The sequence below is a fragment of the Rhizobium sp. AB2/73 genome (assembly GCF_020871915.1).
Classification (GTDB): domain Bacteria; phylum Pseudomonadota; class Alphaproteobacteria; order Rhizobiales; family Rhizobiaceae; genus Rhizobium; species Rhizobium dioscoreae.
This window is the reverse complement of sequence record NZ_CP067074.1, coordinates 574,057-594,712: the sequence shown is the minus strand read 5'-3', so window position 1 is coordinate 594,712 and position 20,656 is coordinate 574,057. Positions and strand designations below refer to the sequence as shown.

Here is a 20,656-nt window from a genome sequence, read left to right as displayed (position 1 = left end):
ACGTGCGGGTTGAACAGATATAAACCTCACACCGGCGCGAAGGAGATTCTGACTGTCTGCAATTATGCGATGCATAATTATGCTTGGCACTATAGCCAGGAAGAGTGACATCATGCGGTATTGGCTTGCTCAAGATTTTGCTGCCGTAATCGCTCAGCAGCCGTTGCCAGACCGCACGGCTAAGGATGAAAGCCTGAGCGTCCATCAGTGGCTGCCTCCACCAACGCATCGATAACCACCCTAAGCTTTGGTTTCATATAACGGGATTGGGGCCAGACGGCGTGGATTGGCATTTCCGCACCCGCGTACTCTTCAAGCACGGGAACCAACGCGCCAGTCGCGATGTGTTCGCTGATAAGCCATGACGGAAGCTGGGAAAGGCCGGCGCTTCCTAAAACGGCGTCCAGCATCGCGTCGCCATCGCTAAACTCATGTCGGATTCTTGCCTCCTGAGAAAAGGCGGGGCCGCCTTCGTGCTTGAGCAACCAGGTCGCTCGTCCTTCTCGACGCCAGCCAACGACGCAGTCTCTTTGCAGTAGCTCAGCGGGATCACGCGGTATCCCGTGCTCTGCCAGATATTGGGGCGCTGCACAAATCATCAGCCGTTGTGTACCCAGGCGCCTTGCTGACAGACCGACGTCTTGTTTCAGCTCGCCAATTCGCACCGCGAGATCGGTCGCTTCCGCAAAAATATCGACCGTTCGCTCCGAAAACATGACTGACAGATCAAGCTTGGGATGACGCATCGCCAAGTCGAGCAGGACCGGCATGACGTGTCGCCGACCAAACGCGCCCGGCAGATCGATCCGTAGACGACCAACGGGAACACTCGCCCCGGCCGTTAGTGTCCCTTCCGCGCTTTCGAGTTCTTCGAGAATGTTCGTGCACGAGGCTAGGAAAGCTTCTCCCTCGCTCGTCAGGCTCAAACTTCTCGTCGTTCGATGCAGAAGTTTCGTACCAAGCCGCGCCTCGAGCCTTGAGACACTTTTCCCCACGGCCGAAGCCGTGACGCCCAATGTCACCGCAGCCGCAGTGAAGCTCCCTGTCCGTACAGTTTCCGCAAATTCCTGTATGCCATCAAATCTATTTTCATATGCCATTCCGGAATCATAGGACGAAATGAATGGAACTTGAAGGGGATTATCTTCGAATTCGCAATCATTATTTTAGATTGCAAACGAAGGATTTCAATTCATGACACTTCAGTGGAAACCGGAAGGCTCAAGCGGCACCATTTTCTCCGCTCCAATACAGCACCCCGGCAACAGGCGCCTATTTGCGAAGGACCACCTTACGGTCGGCCTGATCCTGCCGCTAGAAACGCATCCTGATACACCTGCACCAACCATGCGCCATCATATCCGGATGGCTCAACTTGCAGAGGAGAGCGGGATAGGTGCGTTGTGGATGCGCGACGTACCATTTTTCGATCCAAGCTATGGCGATACCGGACAGGTCTTCGAACCATTGATCTATATCGCAACGCTTTCAGCTGCGACAAAGTCTATCTCGCTCGGAACCGCAGGCATCGTCCTTCCGTTGCGCGAACCGAAAATCCTCGCCAAACAGGTGACATCCCTCGACCATCTTTCCGGCGGCCGCATGATCCTCGGTTTGTCGTCAGGCGATCGACCAGCCGAATATCCTCTGTTTGACATCGATTTCGACACACGGGGAGATCGCTTTCGAGATGCGTACAACGTCTACCGCACTGTCACCGATCAGGACTTTCCGGCCTTCATGTCGCCGCGCTTTGGCAATTCTCACGGTCACGTCGATCTGCTCCCCAAGCCGCCCTTCGACCGCACCCCGTCAATTGCGATTGGGCGTGGACAGCAATCGATCGAGTGGATCGCCGAAAATATGGACGGCTTTATCGCGCCCTCGCCCGCAGTTGAGAATTTGGGCGTGTTTGCAGGCGAATGGGCAAAGCTCGTCCGCTCCATCAATGGCGAAAACACCTTCAAGCCGATCGGCATCGCCGGATATCTCGATCTCGTCGAAGACCGCAATCATCCCCTTGAGCGTATCCGCGCAGGCTTTAGGACGGGATCAATCGCTCTGGCGGAATTTCTAGAAGCGGCACGGCTCGCTGGCGTCAGCCACGCCGCGCTCAACCCGAAGATCAGCCGTCGTCCCTATGACGAGTTGCTGGCTGACCTCGCGGAAAACGTCATCCCGTCCTTCCCGCCAATCTTATCCGAAGCTTCCTGAACACCAAGGATTTCCTATGACCAAGATTTTCGAACCCTACGATCTCGCTGGCATCACGCTTTCCAACCGGATTGTCATGGCCCCGATGACCCGTGCCCGTGCAATCGACAACGTTCCGGACGACCTGACGGCGCTCTATTATTCTCAGCGCGCAGGCGCGGGACTTATCATCACCGAAGGTGCACCTATCTCGCGTGAAGGACAGGGATATCTGTTCAATCCCAGCCTCTACACGGAAGCGCAGGTCGAAGGATGGCGCAAGGTCACGGATGGTGTGCATGCCAAGGGCGGCAAGATTTTCGCCCAGCTCTGGCATGTCGGCCGCGTATCTCACACGTCTCTTCAGCCGGACGGCGCAGCGCCGGTATCGTCGACAGCCAAGCGCGCAGAAAACAGCAACGCATATGCTTATGGCGATGACGGCAAGCCGCAGAACGTCCCGACCAGCGCGCCACGTGCACTGGAGACGGATGAAGTCGCAAGGATTACGCAGGACTTCGTGAAAGCCGCCCAAAAAGCCATAGAGGCGGGCTTCGACGGGATCGAAATCCATGGCGCGAACGGGTACATCTTCGAACAGTTCATCAACGGCTCGGTCAACGACCGGACCGACCGTTATGGCGGATCGATTGAGAACCGCCTCCGTTTTCTGCTGGAGACCGTCGATGCGGTTTCCGCCGCAATCGGCAGCAATCGCACGGGCGTGCGGATATCCCCGTTCGGTCGCCTCAACGACATGCGTCCATACGCAGACGAGGCGCAGACCTGGCTTGAAGTCTCCCGCGAACTCAATGAACGCAAGCTCGCCTATGTCCACCTGAGCGATCAGATCACCATGGGAATGGACGGCATCCCTGCCGACTTCGCCGAAAACTTCTGCAGGCTTTACAAGGGCACCCTGATCGCCGCCGGCGGCTTCGACCTCAAGACCGGCGAAGAGGCCCTTCAGAAAGGTCATCTCTCCCTGATCGGGATGGGACGACCATTCATCTCCAACCCTGATCTCATCGAGCGCCTGAAGAACGGCTGGCCGCTGGCTGATGTTGATCGTGAGACTTTCTACGGCCAGCACGGCGCCCGTGGTTACACCGACTATCCGAATTATCAAGCCTGAGCCGCGCGCCGCGCATCAAAACCATGGAGATATGATCATGACCGACGAACGAATTCAAAACCTCTTCGACATTGAGGAAATCCGCAACCTTCGCGTCCTTTACAGCCACTATCTGGACGGCGCCCACACCGAAAGGCTTGCAGACATCTTCACAGAAGATGCCGTCGTCAGCGTGACAGTCGGCAGCATGCGCGGCATCGAAGAGATCGAGAAGGGTCTGGGCGAGGCAGTGACCCTGTTCGATCGCGATGGCAAGGGCAACTATCCTTTCCTTCATGCGGTCACCAATCACTGGGTCAGGATCACAGGTCCGGATACGGCAGAAGGCCGTTGCTATCTTATCGACTTCGAAACCGCTTCGAAGCCCGATCCCAACCCTCTCCTGCTCCTCGGGCTTTATTCCGATCAGTACCGCCGCGTCGGTGGCCAATGGCGCATCAGCCGATCACAGCTGGAAACCGTCTGGCCTCAGCGCGCGGGTGGCGAAGGCCGTGGTCAGCCGGGCAACGGCATGACGTTTCCATCGTAATTGCGGAGGGAAAAAATGAACGTGACATCGTCCCCTGTCTCAACCGAACTTGCAACTGAAGCCGCTACGGCTCATCGGGCGGGCCTATCGGAAATCAGCAACGTCCTCTCCGCGCTGCAGTCTGGCAACGTTGAGGCGCTCAATACGCTGACTGTCGAGAATGTCAGGGCGCAAACAAGCCATCAAGGGACACTTTCCGGTCGTTCCGAACTTGCTGGCATGTTTGGTCCAATCCCTGAAGGGCAGAACTTCGAGCTTTCGTCGAGCAATCTGTATCTCGGCGGCACGATGACAGAAGCGCGCGGCAGCGGCTACCTCGCGTGCCGGATCGTCGGGAACAGCCAACTGTCGTTCGGTGTCGTGTTTATCATCGACCTCAGACGGGGTAAGGCAGAGGACCCGTGGATGGTGTCCGCACTGAAGGTGCAGATCTCCTGGGTCGAAGGCGACAAGGAACTACGTCCGACCTGGAGATTCCCGGCTCACGAAAGAATCTGGACGATCGGCGATCCACTTCATGTGATCGTCAGTGAGGTCGATGCACCATGGCACGTCTATCCCGACAATCTTCTGCGACCGGACGTAAAGCAGGAAGTCGAAGATACGTATGCTCGTTATAGCTGGGGCATCGACCAGGCGGATATCGGATTGCTGACCGGAAGCTACACCGAGGATGCAGCCGGCGTGTTTACTCCGATGGGACCGCTGTCCGGCAGGCACGCCATTGTCGGTGTGCAGAAGGACTTTCGACGGGCATGGCCTTGGATGCAGCATTACGGCCAGGTGCTGGCCAGCGCCGTCGATGGCGATGAGGCCGCCATGATCGTTGGTCGATCCATTCCCCAGTCTAACCTCGAGCCCGGTACGTTCGGTGCCTACTATCCTCTGCGCCTGAGACGACACGGGGCGCTGTGGCAGATCAGCTGGTTCGAATACCGCCCCGGATGGTTCAACGCAAAGGATGTCGACCTTGATCGGCTTCTGGCTGTGACGATGTCCGGAGAGGGCGACCGAACGGAATAAACGCGTAACACGGGTCTTGGACAAGCCGGAACGGATCCTTTTGGAACATCAATCGGACGGTCCCACATTGTCTGCCACCCCATCACAAGAAACGAATGAGGACATTCTCATGCGATTGAGCATTCTGGACTATTCACCCGTCGATGAAGGCCTTCAACCAAGCGACGCTCTGGCAGCGACCGTACGCCTCGCACAACATGTGGAAGAAAAGGGTTTCAAGCGCTATTGGGTTTCGGAACACCATGGCATGCCCGCAACAGCCAGCAACTCGCCGGAAATCCTGATGGGGCGCATTGCATCCGCCACCAGCCGCATTCGCGTCGGTTCTGGCGGCGTCCTCATTCCCAATTACAGCAGCCTCAAGCTTGCAGAAAACTATCAACTGCTCGAAGCAATGTTCCCGAACCGTATCGATCTCGGCTTCGGCCGCGCACCGGGCGCCCACCAGCGCACCACCTCAGCGCTCAATGACGAGAAACGCGAGGCGCTCCCCTATCCGCAGAAGGTTTCCGATCTGATGGGCTTCATCACGGGCGACCACCTGCCCGGTTCCCGCTACGCTGGAATGCAAGCCCATCCTTTGACCGCCGGGAGGCCGCAGCCATTCGTACTGGGAGCATCAGGCTCGACGGCGGAGTTTGCAGCTCAGATGGGGTTGGGGTTCACCTTTGCCCACTTCATCAACCCCACATCTCGTGGCCCGAATGCGGCCAAGGCTTATCGTGCCGCCTTCCGTCCTTCAGGCTTCTCCGAAACGCCTGACGTCGTGGTGGCGATCTTCGTCAGTGTCGGTGAGACCGAAGAGGAAGCCCAAACGTATGCGGACGCATTTCACCTCTGGTTGTCGCATGCAGAAAGCATGAACCCGTTCGAGCGGGTTCCGTCACTGGCAACGACCCGAAATCACCATTGGGAACCGCATGAGCTTGCTGTCCGCCAGCAAAATCAGGGCAGGCTTATTTCCGGAACGGGACCGCAGGTCGTCGCCCAGCTTCGCGCGCTCGCTGATGCCTACGGTACCGATGAAGTGATGATCAACCTTATGATGCCGGGTGAACAGGCGCGCCTAGAGGCCGTGGATGCCATCGTTGCCGCTATGAGCGCTGAACCTGCCGAACCGGCATCCGTAAAATTCGCCTAAGGAAGAGAAATGACTGTTGAAAATACGATGGCTAAGCGCCGTCATATAGCGCTTCATCTTGCTCATCGATGGTTCGCATTTCTGGAAGCACCGGGTGGCAATCTTGAAACGCATCTGACCATATTCCACCCGCAAGTGCGTCTTTCCGGACGTCGCGGCAGCCATCAGTTCGCAAATGACCACGCAAGCCTCGTCGCATGGTTTGCAGCCGTGCCCGATGAAATCAGCTCGCACCACATTTTGCACTCCAGCTATGCGACCGCGGAGAATGGCGACGGTCTCCTTTCCATGGTCGTCGCCTACCAGGCCAAGGGCGATGAAGACGTACACGGTTCCATCATCAGTTACGAAACGCGCATCGAGTTCGTGCCCGGTGGTGCCAGGTTCACCGCGTTGGACAAAACGCCGATCCTGCCCAACACCCGGACGGAGTACGAAACATCATGGGCCAGTAATCGCGTTGCAGCTTTGGTTCATGCGGAACTTGGAAGTGTGCCGACCTCGGAGAACTGCTTTCGGGCCCAGTTCGGGAACGATGTTCGTCAATTGACCGTGAGTACCGTGGCACCAGAAGGCAGTCGGCAATACGACGCCGTCATCACCTACAGCAAGGAAGGCGCTGCTACCGTCAACGTCTTGCACGTTAACGTAAGAGATGACGTTGGTTCGGAGTTGCCTGACATCGAGAAATGGACGGTTTTAAATTCCTGAGTTCGGTCGGGGCGCAACTGCTGCTTAGGCGAATATACGCCAGGTTCGTTATCTCAAGCAAAGCGAAGAGTACAACTCGTTCACCACCCGAAGGAACGGCTATAATGGATGTTATTACCTCAATACTTCGGAGAAAAAATAGTCGATGTCATGACAGGTGCGCGTTGAAATCGAATAGTGGCGCCCAAGCGCTTCTCATCCGAAATGTTGTTTTATTGAAAGGATCATGATGAAAGCCGTCGGCTACAAAACACCCTCTCCGGTCAATTCGCCGAATGCACTCGTGGACATCCAGCTCCCGAAGCCGTCACCGTCGGGGCGAGATATCCTTGTCGAGGTGAAAGCAGTTTCCGTCAATCCAGTAGACTACAAGGTTCGACAAAGCACCGCTCCGGCAGATGGGGAAGAGTGGAAAGTCGTAGGTTGGGATGCAGCGGGCACAGTGACTGCGGTCGGCGAAGACGTCGAAAACTTCAGCATCGGCGATGAAGTCTGGTACGCCGGTTCCATCACTCGACCAAGCGCGAACGCCGAGTTCCATCTGGTCGACGAACGAATTGTTGGTCGCAAGCCGTCCAGTCTCGGTTGGGCCGATGCAGCGGCTCTCCCACTGACGACCCTGACAGCATGGGAAGCATTCTTTGTTCCCGCTGGATGCGGCCGTTGATCGCCATCATCGAAGCACCAAGAACGACCCGCCGACGCTTCTCGAACAGTGACGGCCAGACGACGATGTTGGCCGGTCCAGTCTCGTCCTCGATGGTGATGAACATAACACCCTTGGCCGATCCAGGCTTTTGCCGCAACAACACCAGACCTGCAGTATAAACCCATCGCCCATCCCGAGCATTCATCGCCTCGGCACAGGGGATGATGTTGCGTGCCGACAGGTCCCTGCGCAGGAACGCAACCGGATGCTGCCGTAGCGTCAAGCCCGTATGGCTGTAATCCTCGATGACGTTGTGCCCGTCCGTCATCTGCCGAAGGGCAACCTCCGGCTCCTGCTGCTCGGCGACCGCAGCCATCTCCCGTTCGGCTGCGGCCGCAAACAAGGGCAATGGTTCGTCGCGCAGCGCCTTGATGGCCCAGAGGGCATCGCGTCGTTCGAGTTCGAGCGATGGTAGGAACGCATCGGCCTCCGCCAGCTGAACCAGCGCTTCCGTCGGTACGCGGGACCGGCGCCATATGTCGTCCACCGACGCGAAAGGACTGTTCATTCGAGCCGTCACGATCCGCGCTGCGTCTGCGACGGCCAGTCCTCTCACCTGCCGAAACCCACGCCGGACCGCATGACGATCGGTACTTCCGATCCTTTCCAGCGTGCAGTCCCAGCGCGAGCGGTTGACGCAGACCGGCCGCACCTCAACGCCGTGTTTGATCGCATCGCCGACGATCTGGGCTGGAGCATAAAAGCCCATCGGCTGGCTGTTCAAAAGCGCTGCGCAAAAGACATCGTGATAATGGCACTTGATATAGTTCGAGGCGTAGGCGATCAGGGCAAAGGAGGCGGCGTGGCTTTCCGGAAAGCCGTAGGAGCCAAAACCTTCAAGCTGGGAAAAAGTCTTTTCAGCAAATTCCGGCGAGTAACCGTTCTTCACCATGCCAGAGACGAGCTTGTCCTTGAAGCGTGACACGCCGCCCGTGAACTTGAAGGTGGCCATGGATTTACGCAGTTGGTCGGCCTCGCCGCCGGTAAAACCGGCACAGACCATAGCGACGCGCATGGCGCTCTCCTGAAACAGCGGCACGCCCAGCGTCTTACCAAGCACCGCCTCCAGCTCGGGCGTCGGATACTCAACAGGCTCCTTGCCTTCACGGCGACGAAGATAGGGGTGCACCATATCACCTTGGATCGGACCGGGCCGGACGATCGCCACCTGCACGACGAGATCATAGAAGGTGCGTGGCTTCAGGCGCGGCAGCATCGCCATCTGCGCGCGGCTTTCGATCTGGAATGTGCCGAGCGTGTCAGCCTTGCGGATCATGGCGTATGTCGCGGCATCTTCCTGCTCGATTTTCGAGAGATCAAGATCCTCGCCCTTGTGTTCGCGGATCAGATCGAAGGCTTTTGCCATGCAGGTGAGCATGCCGAACGCCAGCACATCCACCTTCATGAACTTCAGAGCCTCGACATCGTCCTTGTCCCACTAGATGATCTGCCGGTCTTTCATCGTCGCCGGTTCGATCGGCACGAGGTCATCAAGCCTATCGTGGGTGAGGACAAAGCCGCCGGGATGTTGGCCAAGATGACGCGGCGCTCCCATCAACTGCTGCGCGAGTTTGAGGGTGAGCGCTAAGCGCCGGTCGTCAGGATTGAGATTGAGCTCGCGGATGTTCCTGTCGGGCACCTCCTCCGACCAGGACCACATACCTGAAGATAGCGCCTTGATGACATCTTCAGGCAGGCCAAGCGCCTTGCCGACATCGCGTGTTGCACCCTTGGCCCGGTAGCGTCCGCCATCTTGCGCAGCTGCACCGCGCAAGTATCGTCCGGAAGGTCCGGCACGAGAATACCGATCACGCCCTCCGAGTACGCCACAACGTCGTCCCAGTGCAGTATGCAGTTGTTCTTGCCGCCGCGCGACTTGCCGAGCGTGATCAGCCGGGTCAGGCGCGAATAGGCAGGACGATCCATCGGATAAACGAGCAACGACATACCATCAGCCAGATCGAGGAGGCAGCCGACCACCAGCCGGACACCCGTCGCGCGGGAGGCTTCGAGCGCGCGGACGATCCCGGCCAGTGAGTTGCGATCGACGATGCCAAGCGCCTGTACACCCAGAGCTTTTGCGGTCTCGAACAGTTCCTGTGCCGAGGATGCACCGCGCAGGAAGGAAAAATGTGTCGTGACCTGGAGCTCGGCGTAGCTCATGCGAAAATCCCATGGCAGAACCAGCGATGCGAGCCGATCTCAGGATCAACACCGTCGCCGGAGCGAAAAACCCAGAGGCGCTCGCCTGCCTCATCCTCGATGACAAAGTAGTTGCGTACGGTCTCCATGTCGGCGTCGCGCTGCCACCACTCGCCAAAAATACGTTCCGTGTGGAACGTATGGCCCGCCCTGTTTGCAAGTCGTTTTTTAGATTCCCTGTTCAGTCTGCTTCAACGTATTCGGTCTTACGGTCACGCCGTAGCCAAGATGGATATCCGCAGGTCCAGAGCCACGATAACCAACACTGTTTCAAGAACCATTTCCACGCCTGGGCTTTCTGAACGCCGATTGACTGTCAGGCCATCTGTATTCCTTCTCGCAAACAATGATGCAAGTCGGCATCTTGCCGACAAACTCAATCAGCGTCTGACGTCGCATCGTTCGGCGGACAATCACCGCACCTTTGTCATTAACTCCGACAACGCTACAGCTGTTCTTTCATATGTCGATGCCAAGTATCGAAATCGTCATGATCTGGCTCCTCTTCCTTCAATGACGAGACATCATACTCGATTTTCTCGGAAGGGCGGGCCATCCCATAATCAACACATATTTATTCAATACGGGCAGTGATATGTTTTGGTCGGTCCAGGCTTCGTCTGGAGCTACAGCAAGACGGACAGAAGCGTCGTCCCAATAGGCGCAGAATCGTCGGTGACCTGTTCCAGTTCTCACGCTGAACTGCCAGCGCGCCTGCCGCAAGGGCTATCTGGTGCTGGATGGCGTCGCGGGTCTGATGCTCGGCAAGATACAACACAGTGACGACCATCGTCAGGATAAGTCCGGCAATGATCGAGGCGATTGGCAAAATCATGCGGCGTTGAAATCGTGTCTCGTTCGCCAACACGGTCATGGGGACTCGACACATCTGAACATTGTCCTTATACGCAAATTGATTGCGGTCGCGAAAGTTTGTGTAAAGCGGCGGTCTCTAATAGGCGTCCAACTGACCGATGCTCTTGGCATACTCCTCCCTTGCCATGCCAAGCGCTGCCAGAGTGTGCAAGATTCTCAGAACGCGTTCATCGTTTGAACGATAGTAAATGGTTTGCCCGTCACGCCTTGTCGAAACCAGATTGTGTTTACGTAGCTTGCCAAGATGCTGTGACAGTGCCGATTGACTGATGCCGACTGCTGTAGCGAGCTCGTTGACGGATCGCTCCGCTTCCTGTAGCAGCACGAGCACCTGCAGACGTCTTTTGTTCGCCATCGCGCTCAGTAGGACGGCATCCTCTGAAAAATTGAAAACGTCGTCACGCCCCATTTCATGCTCCGATCTGCAATCGTCACCCGATGAAGGTTGCCAGCAACAAGGTTCAGAAGTCTTCCCAACAATCTTGCTTGTGCGCCAAGGCTGTCCGACCGCGCACAATGTTTGCGGCGCTGGTCGGCTGCGTCGACTGAGATTGTGACGTCACTTCCTGTCGTACCTCAACAAACGTGCTAATCTTGAATTTGCTGATCAAGCTGAACAGTGCGTGGGCCTCTACCGCCAGATTGTGATCGGCAGCATTGGTCTCCTCCACCATGGCAGCGTTCTGCTGCGTGCCTTGGGATCGCATTGACAGCTATATTGATCTCTTTCGCAGCCTTGGCTGAACGCTGAGCGAGTTCGCGCAATTGCTGCGCGACGAGCGCAAACCCCTTACCGGCATCCCCCGTTCGAGCAGCTTCGAGCCCGGCGTTTAGAGCAATCAAATTGGTCTGGAACGCAATGTCATCGATAATACCAATGATATTGGTAATTTCGCGTGACGACCGTTCGATCTCGCCCATCGCCGCGAAGGCATTGCGGACGACCTCTCCAGATTGCTGGGCATTCTTTTTCGTGCGGCCGACCAAGCTGCCTGCTTCCTCGGCGCGCTGGCTAGAATCAATTCCGGTCGCCATAGTCTCCTCCAGCGCTGCGGCCGTCTCCTCAATCGATGCGGCCTGCTGTTCGGTGCGCTTGGCAAGATCGTCATAAGCCTCGTTCGAATTTGCAGAGATCGTGCGAGCATTCTGTGAAACCGTGCCGAGCGCGGCTCGAAGTTTCTCGAGTGTGGCGTTGAAGTCGGTCCGCAATTGCTCCAGCGACGTGATGAAGCTCTTTTGCAATCCGGCTGTAGAATCCCTCGATGCCAAGGCATTCAGGCCCGCAGCAAGCGCATGGACATTTTCGACACGTGTCATAAAATTGGTTGCGAACTTCGCAACTTTGAACACTCGTCCGTTTGTGTCGAAGATTGGATTGTAAGACGCCTCAATATAGACTTTCGCGCCGCCCTTCCCTATGCGCAAGAATTCCTCAGCTATGAACTCACCGCCGCAAAGTCTCTCCGAGGACCGGCGATAGTCATCCGTGCGTGTGTAGCGGGCGTCACAGAACATCGAGCGGTGGCGCCCCTCGATCTCCCTTATGGTGTACCCCAGTGAAGTGAGAAAATTCTCATTCGCAGTCAGAATGTCCCCCTCTGGTGTAAATTCAATAACAGCCTGGGATCGCGATAGGGCCGCCAGCTTTCCAGTATCTTCAGCCGCCTTTATTTTGATTTGTATAGTATCAGTTGCGAATTTGACGACCTTGTAAGGCTTTCCGCCGCGCATCACAGGATTGTAGGACGCTTCGATCCAAACTTTCTTTCCCCCGTTGCCATTGCGTTTGTACTGCCGCTGATCGAACTTGCCGCTGTTGAGGCGCGCCAAAAATTCACCGTATTCCCGAGCCCAAACCTCGCTCGGATCGACAACTAAGCAATTGTGCTGACCGATAACTTCGTTTTGTCGATATCCGAGCTTTCGGCAGAAACTCTCGTTGGCGCTCAGACTCCTGCCCCCCTTGTCAAATTCGATATTCGCCTGTGACTTGCCAAGGGCGTCGAGGATTCTCCCAGGGTTCGCTCTATAGTCCAGTATCATTGTCCGATTCACCATTTGTCCACGATAATGCAGAGTATACGACAGGTCTAGATGCTGAAATGTCACCTATGGCTTTAGATTAGTATGATTATAAATCGTTGTAATATATTTAACTGAAATAAAAATGCGCCAATTTCGTAATAATTGTACTTAGTTCGCTTTTATTTCATTGATTAGTGATTTATACAGTTCGCGTGAATGCGAATAATTATTGGACGACGACAGGTGCATTACGATACTCGGCGCAACGATCGACAGATACTGAAAGATCGCCAAGCTTGACCGTGACACCTGGCAGGACCGTCGAAGAGAAGCATCCGGCGACCGGACATCCCTACTGCTCGGCCTATTTGAAGCCATTTTTTCGCGGTCCATGCCACGCGACGTGTATGATGTCTTCTGTTCACCGCTAGGCTCCCTCGTAGCCCTATAGTGCGCAGCTGGTGCTCGACATTCGCATCGCTCCATGCTTCGACGGGATCCAGCCTCCATTCGGGTCAAATCGATATCAGCGCCCAGTCCTTCACATAGGTCATGATTGGGATCGAACTGCTAGTGAAAAAGAGAGCACCCGTCTTACGGATTCTTTGATGAAAGGTCCGTGGCGAGGCAAGCGTCATGCGGTTTGTGACGGAGAGACAGGAATCCATCGCTGGGCGGTTTCCTGATGTCAACACTATGTCGGCTGCGGGCGCGTCCCTTGCGTCGTTTGCACAGTGCGTGTTGACGGGAGAGGGACGGATCGCCTCGCTCCTGAGTGAATCCGGTTAGAGTGAAATTTTCAAAATGAAAGTAATATGTGGTTTAATAAAAGCGAATTGAATGTAAATTTTGCGAAATTATGGTGTATGTATTTGTATCGGATGCCGCAAAAAATCTTAATATCACAATTTAATTAATTAAATAGCGTATTTGTGTCGCTTGACATATGTTATTGATGAACCGAATCTTCACGGAGATCGCACTATGCTATCCGCCTGCGAAGTCAATTCGCGCAAGATTTCTAACGCACCGCGCGTCACGCTAGGAGTTTCCGAATTCGCAATGATGGAGGAGAGCCTCATAGCCAAGGCAACCAGCATGCCGCTTGCCTATAAGAAAGCCGGAAGTTTCAGCGTGGGCCTCCGGTTGCGCGTTGATGCAGACGGTACCGACACTTCGGGTTCCGATGCGTTCTGCGCCTCCTTAGCTTGCGGCGGGTCCGACCAACGGGCAATCAAAATCTTCGGTGAGAGTGGCAAGGCTGATGCGTCTTTCCTCAACCGCTGAGTACAGCGCAGCTAGTGCTGACGAGGGTCAGCATTCCGCACGTCCTTTTTCGGGCGTCTCATCAACCCATTTCCTCAGACTGGTAGAAGAACGAGGCCAGATAGGTTTCTGGATGCTGGATTTTGCAACCAACCGTATGACGCTGTCCGCTGGCCTCTATCGCCTGCTTGGATCGGACCGTCTGACGCCTCTTTGCTGGGACGATTTGATTATGATGATTCATCCTGAGGATCGAGCAGCCCAGCATGATATAGACGCGATCCTGCGCGCGGGCCAGCCCATAAACGACGAGTTCAGGATTGTTCGGCCTGACCGGACCGTGCGGTGGCTTCAGTACAAGGCAGAGGTGATCATCGGTGCGGAAGGCCGGCCATCGCGGGCCGTCGGCCTCATGACTGACGTGACTGTTCAGCACGCGGCTCGCAAATCGGTTGAGGAAGGGTGGCACCGATATAAGACCTTGGTCGCGGCCGTGGCCTCAATTGAATTCAAGGCTTTAGCGAGTGGTGAGATCACATTCTCAAGGGGGTGGCAGGAACTCACAAGCCAAACGCCGGCAGAGTCCGGCGGGTGGGGATGGCTCGATGCGCTACATCCCGATGATAGGGAAGGCGCGCGCGAGCAATGGTTATCGTGTGTGGGCGCCCGCGATCCCTATGCTGTCGACTTCAGGGTCCGGTGCAGAGAGGGCGCATATTTGATGTTTCTTGCTCGTGCCGCACCCATGCTCAATCAGGACGCAACTGTAAGGGAGTGGATTGGAGCACTTGTCGGAATGGCGCCGGACCAGCTTGGGGCGGATAACAATAGCGATGTACGCATTTCCAGCTTGGAGGCCGCGCATGTCCGGGCGGCTCGTGCGCTCCTCGACTGGACTATCGATGATCTGGCCTTCCATGCCAAGGTCTCAGTTTCCTCCATCCGCCGGCTTGAAAGAGAAGAGGAGAGCTCCGTTCGTGACCATGTGCGGGTTTGTGTCCGGACGGCCTTCGCTAAAAAGGGTATTTCCTTCACAGTAGGAGAAGACGGCGAGATCATCCTCCGTTTCGCAAAAAATCTATGACAATCGCCGCGCCTCACGCCACGTCATCTCGATCATTGTGGGAGCCTGGGTTTCAATTTGCCGACTAGCACTACTTTGGCAGAATGCATTTTGGCGGTCTGAAGCGGATTCTGCAGTGCGGACATCGTTCTGGGGCTGACGCTGCCAGGAGGGTGTTTATGACCGCGCGTCGGATGGCTTACAGTGTCGGTTCAGGCGGGCCGTGCCTCTTGGTTTTTTTCCCGCTTGGCCTGGTGTAGGCGCTGATGTTGCAGGAAGGCATAGGCGATCATTGTCATCAGCGCGTGTCGATGCAGACCTTGCCATGATCGGCCTTCGAAGTGATCGAGGCCGAGTTCTTCTTTCATTTGTTGATGCGCCTGCTCGCAGACCCATCGGGCTTTGATGGCAGCTGCCAGCTGCTTTAACGTTGCTTCGGCCGGCAGATTGGAGAGATAGTATTTGCGCTCGCCGTTCGAGCGCCATTCGCCCACCAGCCACGCCTCTTCGCCCGGCATATGCTGCTGTCCCTTGTCGAGGATACGTTGCGGACTACCATCAGCGATCCGAATGCGGAGCGCAGCAAAGCGCGCTGTCAGGCGACCTTTCGTGCCGCGACGCCAACTGACCTTCTTCCAGGAGGATGCTTCCAGGATCGTTTCGGCTGCCATCGACAGGGTGTCGGGGATCGAGTGCTTGCGCGGTCTGCCATGACCGGAAACCGGAAAAATCAGGGCGACATCATGGGGATAGACCGTTTGATGTTTAGGAATACCGACAGCCCATGTGAGGCCGCGTGCACTGAGCCCCTGGCGAAACGCGGCCGATAAACCATAGCCGGCATCGGCGAGCACGGTGCCAAACCGCACCCCCGCCGCGATCAGCCTGTCGATCTCGTCGAGCGCGATCGTCGGCTTGGTGCGGGATATACGCATCTCCTCGGGGACGCCAGCCTTCACCATCCGATCCTGGTTACTGGTCCAGCTTTCCGGCAAGAACAGTCGCAAACCAACCGGAACGGGAACCTCATCGTGTGCTAACGTCAGCGATACCAACGTCTGGCAATTAGCGCGTTTGCCCAGCATCGAAGCATATTGTGGAGCGACCCCGACCGAATGATCACCCTTCTTCGGTAGACCCGTATCGTCGACCACCAGAAAGGCGTCTGAAGCTCCGACTATTCTGTCCGCCTGCACAGCCAGTTCAGTCTCAAGCGGACTGGCGTCCCAAATCCCATCCGAGATGAAATGATGCAGACGGTCGTAGTGATCGGGCGCAAGGCGTTCCGCCATCGGCTCGAAACTCTTGCGATCACCCGGTCCGATCAGGCCTGAAACATATACCGGGCACATCTGCCGCCGCTTTTTGTGACCAAGCTTCTCAACGAACGGCTTCAGCCAATCCGCCAGTGCAATATTCTGCTCCACCATCCACCGCACCCCTTTTTGAGGGGCCAAAGATGGCCGATCATCGTTAACCGTCGGTTAATCTGCCAAAGTAGTGCTAGCACTTCTGTGGTTGCCGCCCGTTATGCAAGAAGTTTTTGTCCATCTGAACGTGTGATCGAGTGCCGGTCGTTGACGGCGGCGACAATCTATTCTTCCAACTCGTCAACGCGCGCTATGAACACGGCGCAATGATCCTGACGTAAATCCCGTCGCCGCCGCGGCGCGGCTCGACAGATTGTTGCATCATGCCGTCGTTGTGCAGGTCGAAGGGTCCAGCTATCGGCTGCAGCAACAAGCTGAACTCATGCCAGTATACGGTCCAAAGCCCTTGGCGCGCCTCGAGCATTTGCCCCTCCTCAAAAGCCACGCGGCAAGCCGCCGAAAAACCCTCGACTCTCCATGTCGTCGACATCGGCATAAATGGGGAATTCTACTTCGGCACTTCGGAGGTGCGGACGAAAACTTGGACTAACAGGAGATAGTTCATGTATTCGTATGAAGACCGCATGATGGCTCGGCGTAAACGACCCATTCGCTGCGACGAGCGTGCGCGTGGTGGCAGGTAAACGCGACCGGGTCGGCAAGATGTGCAAGCGCATTGGAGAAGGGAAGCTCTCCTAGAGGCCGTCTCCTGGTATAACGCAATGGACATGGGGATGGTGGGTCATCTCCTGGCCCCAAGGTGTGAAGCACGGTGATGATACGGATCTCGGCACCTAACCGCTTGCAATTGGCGGCGACCATTTGTAGCGCAAGAGAGCGGAGATGCGTGCCGCGACCCATTTCCTGCGAGGTATGCATTGGCAGTTCGTGCAGTGGCGATTGCGGCAGGAATTATAGGAAATGCGTCGTCGTGCCACAGTCATCGCAGGCATTACATGGCCGCCTAGCCGAAGTGTCCGACAAGCTTCGTTTACGCCCACGACACCTCATTCGCGACGACCAAGATGACCGGCGTTCTATTGCCTAAAGCGAGCGTACCGATCACGAAGGCTGGGCGCATAGATATCTGAGATAGTTCGGCAGGACCTGTATTTCCTGAAGTTCCTGCCGATTTGCTCACGCAGCGCCGATGATCGAGTTGAACCGCGACGGAGCCTTCGCCATCATAAAGGCTGCTCCGAGCGCTCCGACAAGAAAGGACACAACGAGGGTCGCAAGGATAATAATATTGACGACATCCCAACCTTCGCTGCCCGTTAAAGCTCCTAGATTGGTAAGTGCCAGGAGAACGAAGCCGACGAGACCGATCAACGAAACGATCGGAGCAACCTGCGTCCTCAAGTGTCCGCTCGTTGAAGGATTACTGCGAAAAAATAGGTAGACGGAAAGGCACGTCAACGCAACGAGGACCAGATAGCCAAGCGTGCCCGTAGCCGCGCCCCAGGTATAGATCTGGGTGACAGGATCTGCACCGTACACCGCCGCCCCCAGAAGAATGCTCAGCGAAATAAACGTCTGAACCGCCGATGCGACGTAAGGCGAGGCGTGCTCCTCATGCACTCGGCTGAGCTGCGCGAACAGTACGCCGCAACTGCCCAATACGTATTTATAGCGTGCAATGATATTGTGTATCGACAAAACTACCGCAAAAAGGCTGGTAACCAGAAGGACCTGAGCTATTTCCTCCGCTAAGTCACCCAAGTAACTCCTGACGATGTCCAGGTACATGGTTCCCGCATTGTAGGTTGCGACCTGAACCACCTTATCCCCACCGATCGCCGTCACTATTGCCCAAAAGGATACAAAATAGAGGAGCGTGATGAAGGTCACGGCCAGATAGGTCGCAATTGGGATCGAACGATCTGGATCCGCGGCCTCTTCACGGTACACCACTGTCGATTCGAAGCCGACAAAGCCCCATACGACAAACAGTATGCCGAGCCCAGGCGAACCCGACACAAAGGTAGTGGTGTTGAAACCTGATGTGTCCAAACCAGCTACACCAGCAGACATGAAGATCACGACATTGGCGATGAGGATCACGCCAATCTCGAGCAGAAGAGCGATTCCAAGAACCTTGGAGCTCACTTCGATATTCCGATATCCCAGGACGCCTACAATAGCCACTACCCCAATCGTATAGAGCCACCACGGGAGGTTCACACCTGTGAAGGTTATCACTGCTTCTGAAGCAACAAAACCAATGTAGGCCTCAAGTGCAATCAGCATAAGCGTGTAGGACACAACCGCCAATGAGGCAGCGCCCACACCGACGACGCGGCCCATGCCCTTAAGGATATAAGAATAGAATGCGCCAGCATTAGAAATCGACTTCGACATCTCAACGAAGCCCACTGAAAACAAAAGCATCACAAAGCCGACAAGAATTACGTCCACAGGTGCTGAGGCGCCATTGCCGAAGGCTATAATCAATGGGCTAACACCAGCCATCACTGTCAAAGGCGCAGCGGTTGCGACCACCATCATTGCGATACCGATTGGCCCAAGATTGCCCGTCAGTTTGAGCGTTTTCTCATATCTGCCAGAGCCCACCGGCGCATGAGCATCCAAGATAGCATGTTCGTGTTGCATAGTTCCCTCTTTTTTTTGGAGTTGCGGGCATACGGACCCGTGACCGTCGAAATTGGCGTCGCTCTCCTCCCCTTGAAATTCTTGCCCAGTGTGACCGCCGAGCCCGGAAAACGTTTCATCAACCGCTCATGAGTGATCCGTGAACCGTTGCTCGATGAATTGCGAACTTAGGGCCAGCGCGTAGTCAGAACCTGACGGCGGGTGTAGAAATTGATTGAATCCGGCCCATGCATGGCGAGATCTCCATTGAACGATTTCTTGTTGCCGCCAAAAGAAAAATAGGCAACCGGTGATGGAACAGGCACGTTCACGCCCGGCATGCCGCAGAGGATGTTGCGTTCAAATTTCGCGGCATCGGAGCCTGAGGCCGTGAAAAGCACGGCACCATTAGCTAGTTCGTGATCGTTGGCCAGCGTAATCGCTGCATCAAGGCTTTCCACCTTCATGACTGCCAGAACAGGACCGAAGACTTCCTCACGGTAGATCGACATGGACGTATTGACGTCTTCAACGATGGTTGGACCTACAAGATAGCCAGACGTCTCGTCACGGCGCCCGTCGAGACTAAGCCTTCCTCCTTCTTCAACAGCCCGTGCGATATGCTGCAATACGTGGCCGAACTGACGAGCGTTCGAGATTGGTGGCACGAAGCATTTTGGATCGGTGCCAGCCGATACCTGGAGCGCCTTTGCACGATCCAGGAGCAGAGGCACATAGCGATCATACGCGTCGCCAACGCAGACCGCCACGGCGATCGCCATGCAGCGCTGCCCTGCAGAATTGAACGCGCCGTTCAATGTGGCATCAACGACGAGGCTCATATCCGCGTCGGGCATGATGATAGCGTGGTTCTTAGCGCCTCCAAGGGCTTGCGCACGTTTGCCTTCGTGCGTAGCGAGTCGGTAAACGTCTCTTGCGGCAGCGGTCGAGCCAACGAAAGAGACGGCAGCGATGTCACGATGTTTGATCAACGCCTCCGCGGCCGTCTTATTGCCTTGCACGACATTGAACACCCCATCGGGAACGCCAGCTTCGTGCAACATCTCAGCCAAGCGGTTGGCTGCTCCGGGTACCGACTCCGACGGCTTGAGAATGAAGGTGTTGCCGCAAACAAGGGAAATTGGAAACATCCATAAAGGGATCATTACCGGATAATTGTAAGGCGTAATACCAAGGCAAACACCAAGCGGCTTTCGTGCTGAGCGGGTAGAAATGCCCGTTGCAACATGGTCCGCGTTTTCTCCCTTGAGCAGATGAGGCGCTCCTATGGCGAATTCAACGACCTCAATCCCACGCTGGATCGAGCCCAGTGCGTCAGCGATAGGCTTGCCGTGCTCGCGGGTAACGATCTCCGCCAAGTCCTGCTTGTCGCGGTTGAGGATTTCCAGGAACCGCAGAAGATATCGTGCTCGTTGGGCAGGTGCAACTGCGGCCCATGCCGGGAAGGCTTTTCTGGCCGCATCAACCGCCGCAATGACAGTTGGCTCGCCTGCCAAGCTGAGCTTCGAATGTGCTCGCCCCGTAGCCGGGCATACGACATCGATGAGCACACCGGTCCGGTCTTCTGCTCCGTTGACGATGGATCCCGAAACAGACAGCTCTTCAATCACATCAAACAATCTTCGTCCCCTTGGCCTAGATCTGCGGTCTCCAGCTGGGAACCGCTTCAGAGGAGAAATGGTAGGAAGGAGGATCGCTTTGGCACAGTCCCAGATTTTGAAACTCTTTAGGTCCAGTGAAGCGGGATCGATAGCACTGTGGTTCCAGGTGCACGCGTGCATCTTCACAGCGTACGGGACG

The 20,656-nt window shown here is 56.0% G+C and carries 14 protein-coding genes and 5 pseudogenes; 10 read left to right on the top strand and 9 right to left on the bottom strand.

Annotation, left to right across the window (positions count from 1 at the left end):
- Positions 1-179: 179 nt before the first annotated feature.
- Entirely contained in the window at positions 180-1,100 is a 921-nt protein-coding gene (locus I8E17_RS33835; RefSeq protein ID WP_209160076.1) for a LysR family transcriptional regulator, read from the bottom strand.
- Positions 1,101-1,194: 94 nt separating this feature from the next.
- On the opposite strand from I8E17_RS33835, the gene I8E17_RS33830 reads away from it, so the two are divergent.
- The 7 genes and pseudogenes from I8E17_RS33830 to I8E17_RS33800 all read left to right on the top strand — a co-directional run.
- Positions 1,195-2,214, top strand: coding sequence for a TIGR03571 family LLM class oxidoreductase (locus I8E17_RS33830; protein WP_209160075.1), 1,020 nt, complete (start codon positions 1,195-1,197; stop codon positions 2,212-2,214).
- 16 nt (positions 2,215-2,230) lie between these two features.
- Positions 2,231-3,328, top strand: coding sequence for an alkene reductase (locus I8E17_RS33825; RefSeq protein WP_209160074.1), 1,098 nt, complete (start codon positions 2,231-2,233; stop codon positions 3,326-3,328).
- 37 nt (positions 3,329-3,365) lie between these two features.
- Positions 3,366-3,857: a nuclear transport factor 2 family protein gene (locus tag I8E17_RS33820; RefSeq protein WP_209160073.1), complete on the top strand. Its 492-nt coding sequence runs from the start codon at positions 3,366-3,368 to the stop codon at positions 3,855-3,857.
- Between the two features lie 15 nt (positions 3,858-3,872).
- A complete protein-coding gene (locus I8E17_RS33815; protein WP_209160072.1) occupies positions 3,873-4,880 on the top strand; it encodes a nuclear transport factor 2 family protein in 1,008 nt (335 codons plus the stop codon).
- A 109-nt stretch (positions 4,881-4,989) separates the two neighbouring features.
- Positions 4,990-6,021, top strand: a complete 1,032-nt coding sequence (locus tag I8E17_RS33810; protein ID WP_209160071.1) for an LLM class flavin-dependent oxidoreductase — start codon at positions 4,990-4,992, stop codon at positions 6,019-6,021.
- A gap of 9 nt (positions 6,022-6,030) precedes the next feature.
- The gene (locus I8E17_RS33805; RefSeq protein WP_209160070.1) at positions 6,031-6,732 is read left to right on the top strand and encodes a hypothetical protein; all 702 of its coding nucleotides are present in this window, start codon (positions 6,031-6,033) and stop codon (positions 6,730-6,732) included.
- 229 nt (positions 6,733-6,961) lie between these two features.
- A pseudogene (locus I8E17_RS33800) lies at positions 6,962-7,369 on the top strand (alcohol dehydrogenase catalytic domain-containing protein); the annotation flags it as partial.
- A 7-nt stretch (positions 7,370-7,376) separates the two neighbouring features.
- On the opposite strand, the pseudogene I8E17_RS33795 reads toward I8E17_RS33800, so the two are convergent.
- The 5 genes and pseudogenes from I8E17_RS33795 to I8E17_RS33775 all read right to left on the bottom strand — a co-directional run.
- Positions 7,377-9,604: pseudogene (locus I8E17_RS33795) on the bottom strand (PHP domain-containing protein); the annotation flags it as partial.
- Positions 9,601-9,771, bottom strand: a pseudogene (locus tag I8E17_RS33790) (DNA polymerase Y family protein); the annotation flags it as partial. The pseudogenes I8E17_RS33795 and I8E17_RS33790, both read right to left, overlap by 4 nt.
- A gap of 446 nt (positions 9,772-10,217) precedes the next feature.
- A complete protein-coding gene (locus I8E17_RS33785) occupies positions 10,218-10,517 on the bottom strand; it encodes a hypothetical protein (RefSeq protein ID WP_209160069.1) in 300 nt (99 codons plus the stop codon).
- Between the two features lie 78 nt (positions 10,518-10,595).
- Positions 10,596-10,928, bottom strand: a complete 333-nt coding sequence (locus I8E17_RS33780; RefSeq protein ID WP_209160068.1) for a metalloregulator ArsR/SmtB family transcription factor — start codon at positions 10,926-10,928, stop codon at positions 10,596-10,598.
- Positions 10,929-10,980: 52 nt separating this feature from the next.
- Positions 10,981-12,562, bottom strand: a pseudogene (locus I8E17_RS33775) (PAS domain-containing methyl-accepting chemotaxis protein).
- 966 nt (positions 12,563-13,528) lie between these two features.
- Here I8E17_RS33775 and I8E17_RS33770 point away from each other — a divergent pair.
- Together I8E17_RS33770 and I8E17_RS33765 are read left to right on the top strand one after the other, a co-directional pair.
- Positions 13,529-13,831 (top strand): hypothetical protein, encoded by a 303-nt coding sequence (locus I8E17_RS33770; RefSeq protein WP_209160067.1) that lies wholly within the window; start codon positions 13,529-13,531, stop codon positions 13,829-13,831.
- Complete coding sequence (locus tag I8E17_RS33765; protein ID WP_209160066.1) at positions 13,809-14,894, top strand: PAS domain-containing protein; 1,086 nt, start codon at positions 13,809-13,811, stop codon at positions 14,892-14,894. The genes I8E17_RS33770 and I8E17_RS33765 overlap by 23 nt, the downstream gene beginning before the upstream one ends.
- Positions 14,895-15,085: 191 nt before the next feature.
- Here I8E17_RS33765 and I8E17_RS33760 read toward each other — a convergent pair whose 3' ends face one another.
- Complete coding sequence (locus I8E17_RS33760) at positions 15,086-16,303, bottom strand: IS701 family transposase (protein ID WP_219256745.1); 1,218 nt, start codon at positions 16,301-16,303, stop codon at positions 15,086-15,088.
- Positions 16,304-16,440: 137 nt separating this feature from the next.
- Here I8E17_RS33760 and I8E17_RS33755 point away from each other — a divergent pair.
- Positions 16,441-16,741: pseudogene (locus I8E17_RS33755) on the top strand (ATP-binding protein); the annotation flags it as partial.
- Between the two features lie 639 nt (positions 16,742-17,380).
- Here I8E17_RS33755 and I8E17_RS33750 read toward each other — a convergent pair.
- Together I8E17_RS33750 and I8E17_RS33745 are read right to left on the bottom strand one after the other, a co-directional pair.
- Positions 17,381-18,856 (bottom strand): APC family permease, encoded by a 1,476-nt coding sequence (locus tag I8E17_RS33750; RefSeq protein WP_209160063.1) that lies wholly within the window; start codon positions 18,854-18,856, stop codon positions 17,381-17,383.
- A 167-nt stretch (positions 18,857-19,023) separates the two neighbouring features.
- Positions 19,024-20,466, bottom strand: coding sequence for a CoA-acylating methylmalonate-semialdehyde dehydrogenase (locus tag I8E17_RS33745; RefSeq protein ID WP_229002330.1), 1,443 nt, complete (start codon positions 20,464-20,466; stop codon positions 19,024-19,026).
- Between the last annotated feature and the right edge of the window lie 190 nt (positions 20,467-20,656).

Excerpts from the sequence above, each read along its gene's own strand:
- I8E17_RS33835 (WP_209160076.1), bottom strand. The coding sequence starts at position 1,100 with ATGGCATATGAAAATAGATTTGATGGCATACAGGAATTTGCGGAAACT.
- I8E17_RS33830 (WP_209160075.1), top strand. The coding sequence starts at position 1,195 with ATGACACTTCAGTGGAAACCGGAAGGCTCAAGCGGCACCATTTTCTCC.
- I8E17_RS33825 (WP_209160074.1), top strand. The coding sequence starts at position 2,231 with ATGACCAAGATTTTCGAACCCTACGATCTCGCTGGCATCACGCTTTCC.
- I8E17_RS33820 (WP_209160073.1), top strand. The coding sequence starts at position 3,366 with ATGACCGACGAACGAATTCAAAACCTCTTCGACATTGAGGAAATCCGC.
- I8E17_RS33815 (WP_209160072.1), top strand. The coding sequence starts at position 3,873 with ATGAACGTGACATCGTCCCCTGTCTCAACCGAACTTGCAACTGAAGCC.
- I8E17_RS33810 (WP_209160071.1), top strand. The coding sequence starts at position 4,990 with ATGCGATTGAGCATTCTGGACTATTCACCCGTCGATGAAGGCCTTCAA.
- I8E17_RS33805 (WP_209160070.1), top strand. The coding sequence starts at position 6,031 with ATGACTGTTGAAAATACGATGGCTAAGCGCCGTCATATAGCGCTTCAT.
- I8E17_RS33785 (WP_209160069.1), bottom strand. The coding sequence starts at position 10,517 with ATGACCGTGTTGGCGAACGAGACACGATTTCAACGCCGCATGATTTTG.
- I8E17_RS33780 (WP_209160068.1), bottom strand. The coding sequence starts at position 10,928 with ATGGGGCGTGACGACGTTTTCAATTTTTCAGAGGATGCCGTCCTACTG.
- I8E17_RS33770 (WP_209160067.1), top strand. The coding sequence starts at position 13,529 with ATGCTATCCGCCTGCGAAGTCAATTCGCGCAAGATTTCTAACGCACCG.
- I8E17_RS33765 (WP_209160066.1), top strand. The coding sequence starts at position 13,809 with ATGCGTCTTTCCTCAACCGCTGAGTACAGCGCAGCTAGTGCTGACGAG.
- I8E17_RS33760 (WP_219256745.1), bottom strand. The coding sequence starts at position 16,303 with ATGGTGGAGCAGAATATTGCACTGGCGGATTGGCTGAAGCCGTTCGTT.
- I8E17_RS33750 (WP_209160063.1), bottom strand. The coding sequence starts at position 18,856 with ATGCAACACGAACATGCTATCTTGGATGCTCATGCGCCGGTGGGCTCT.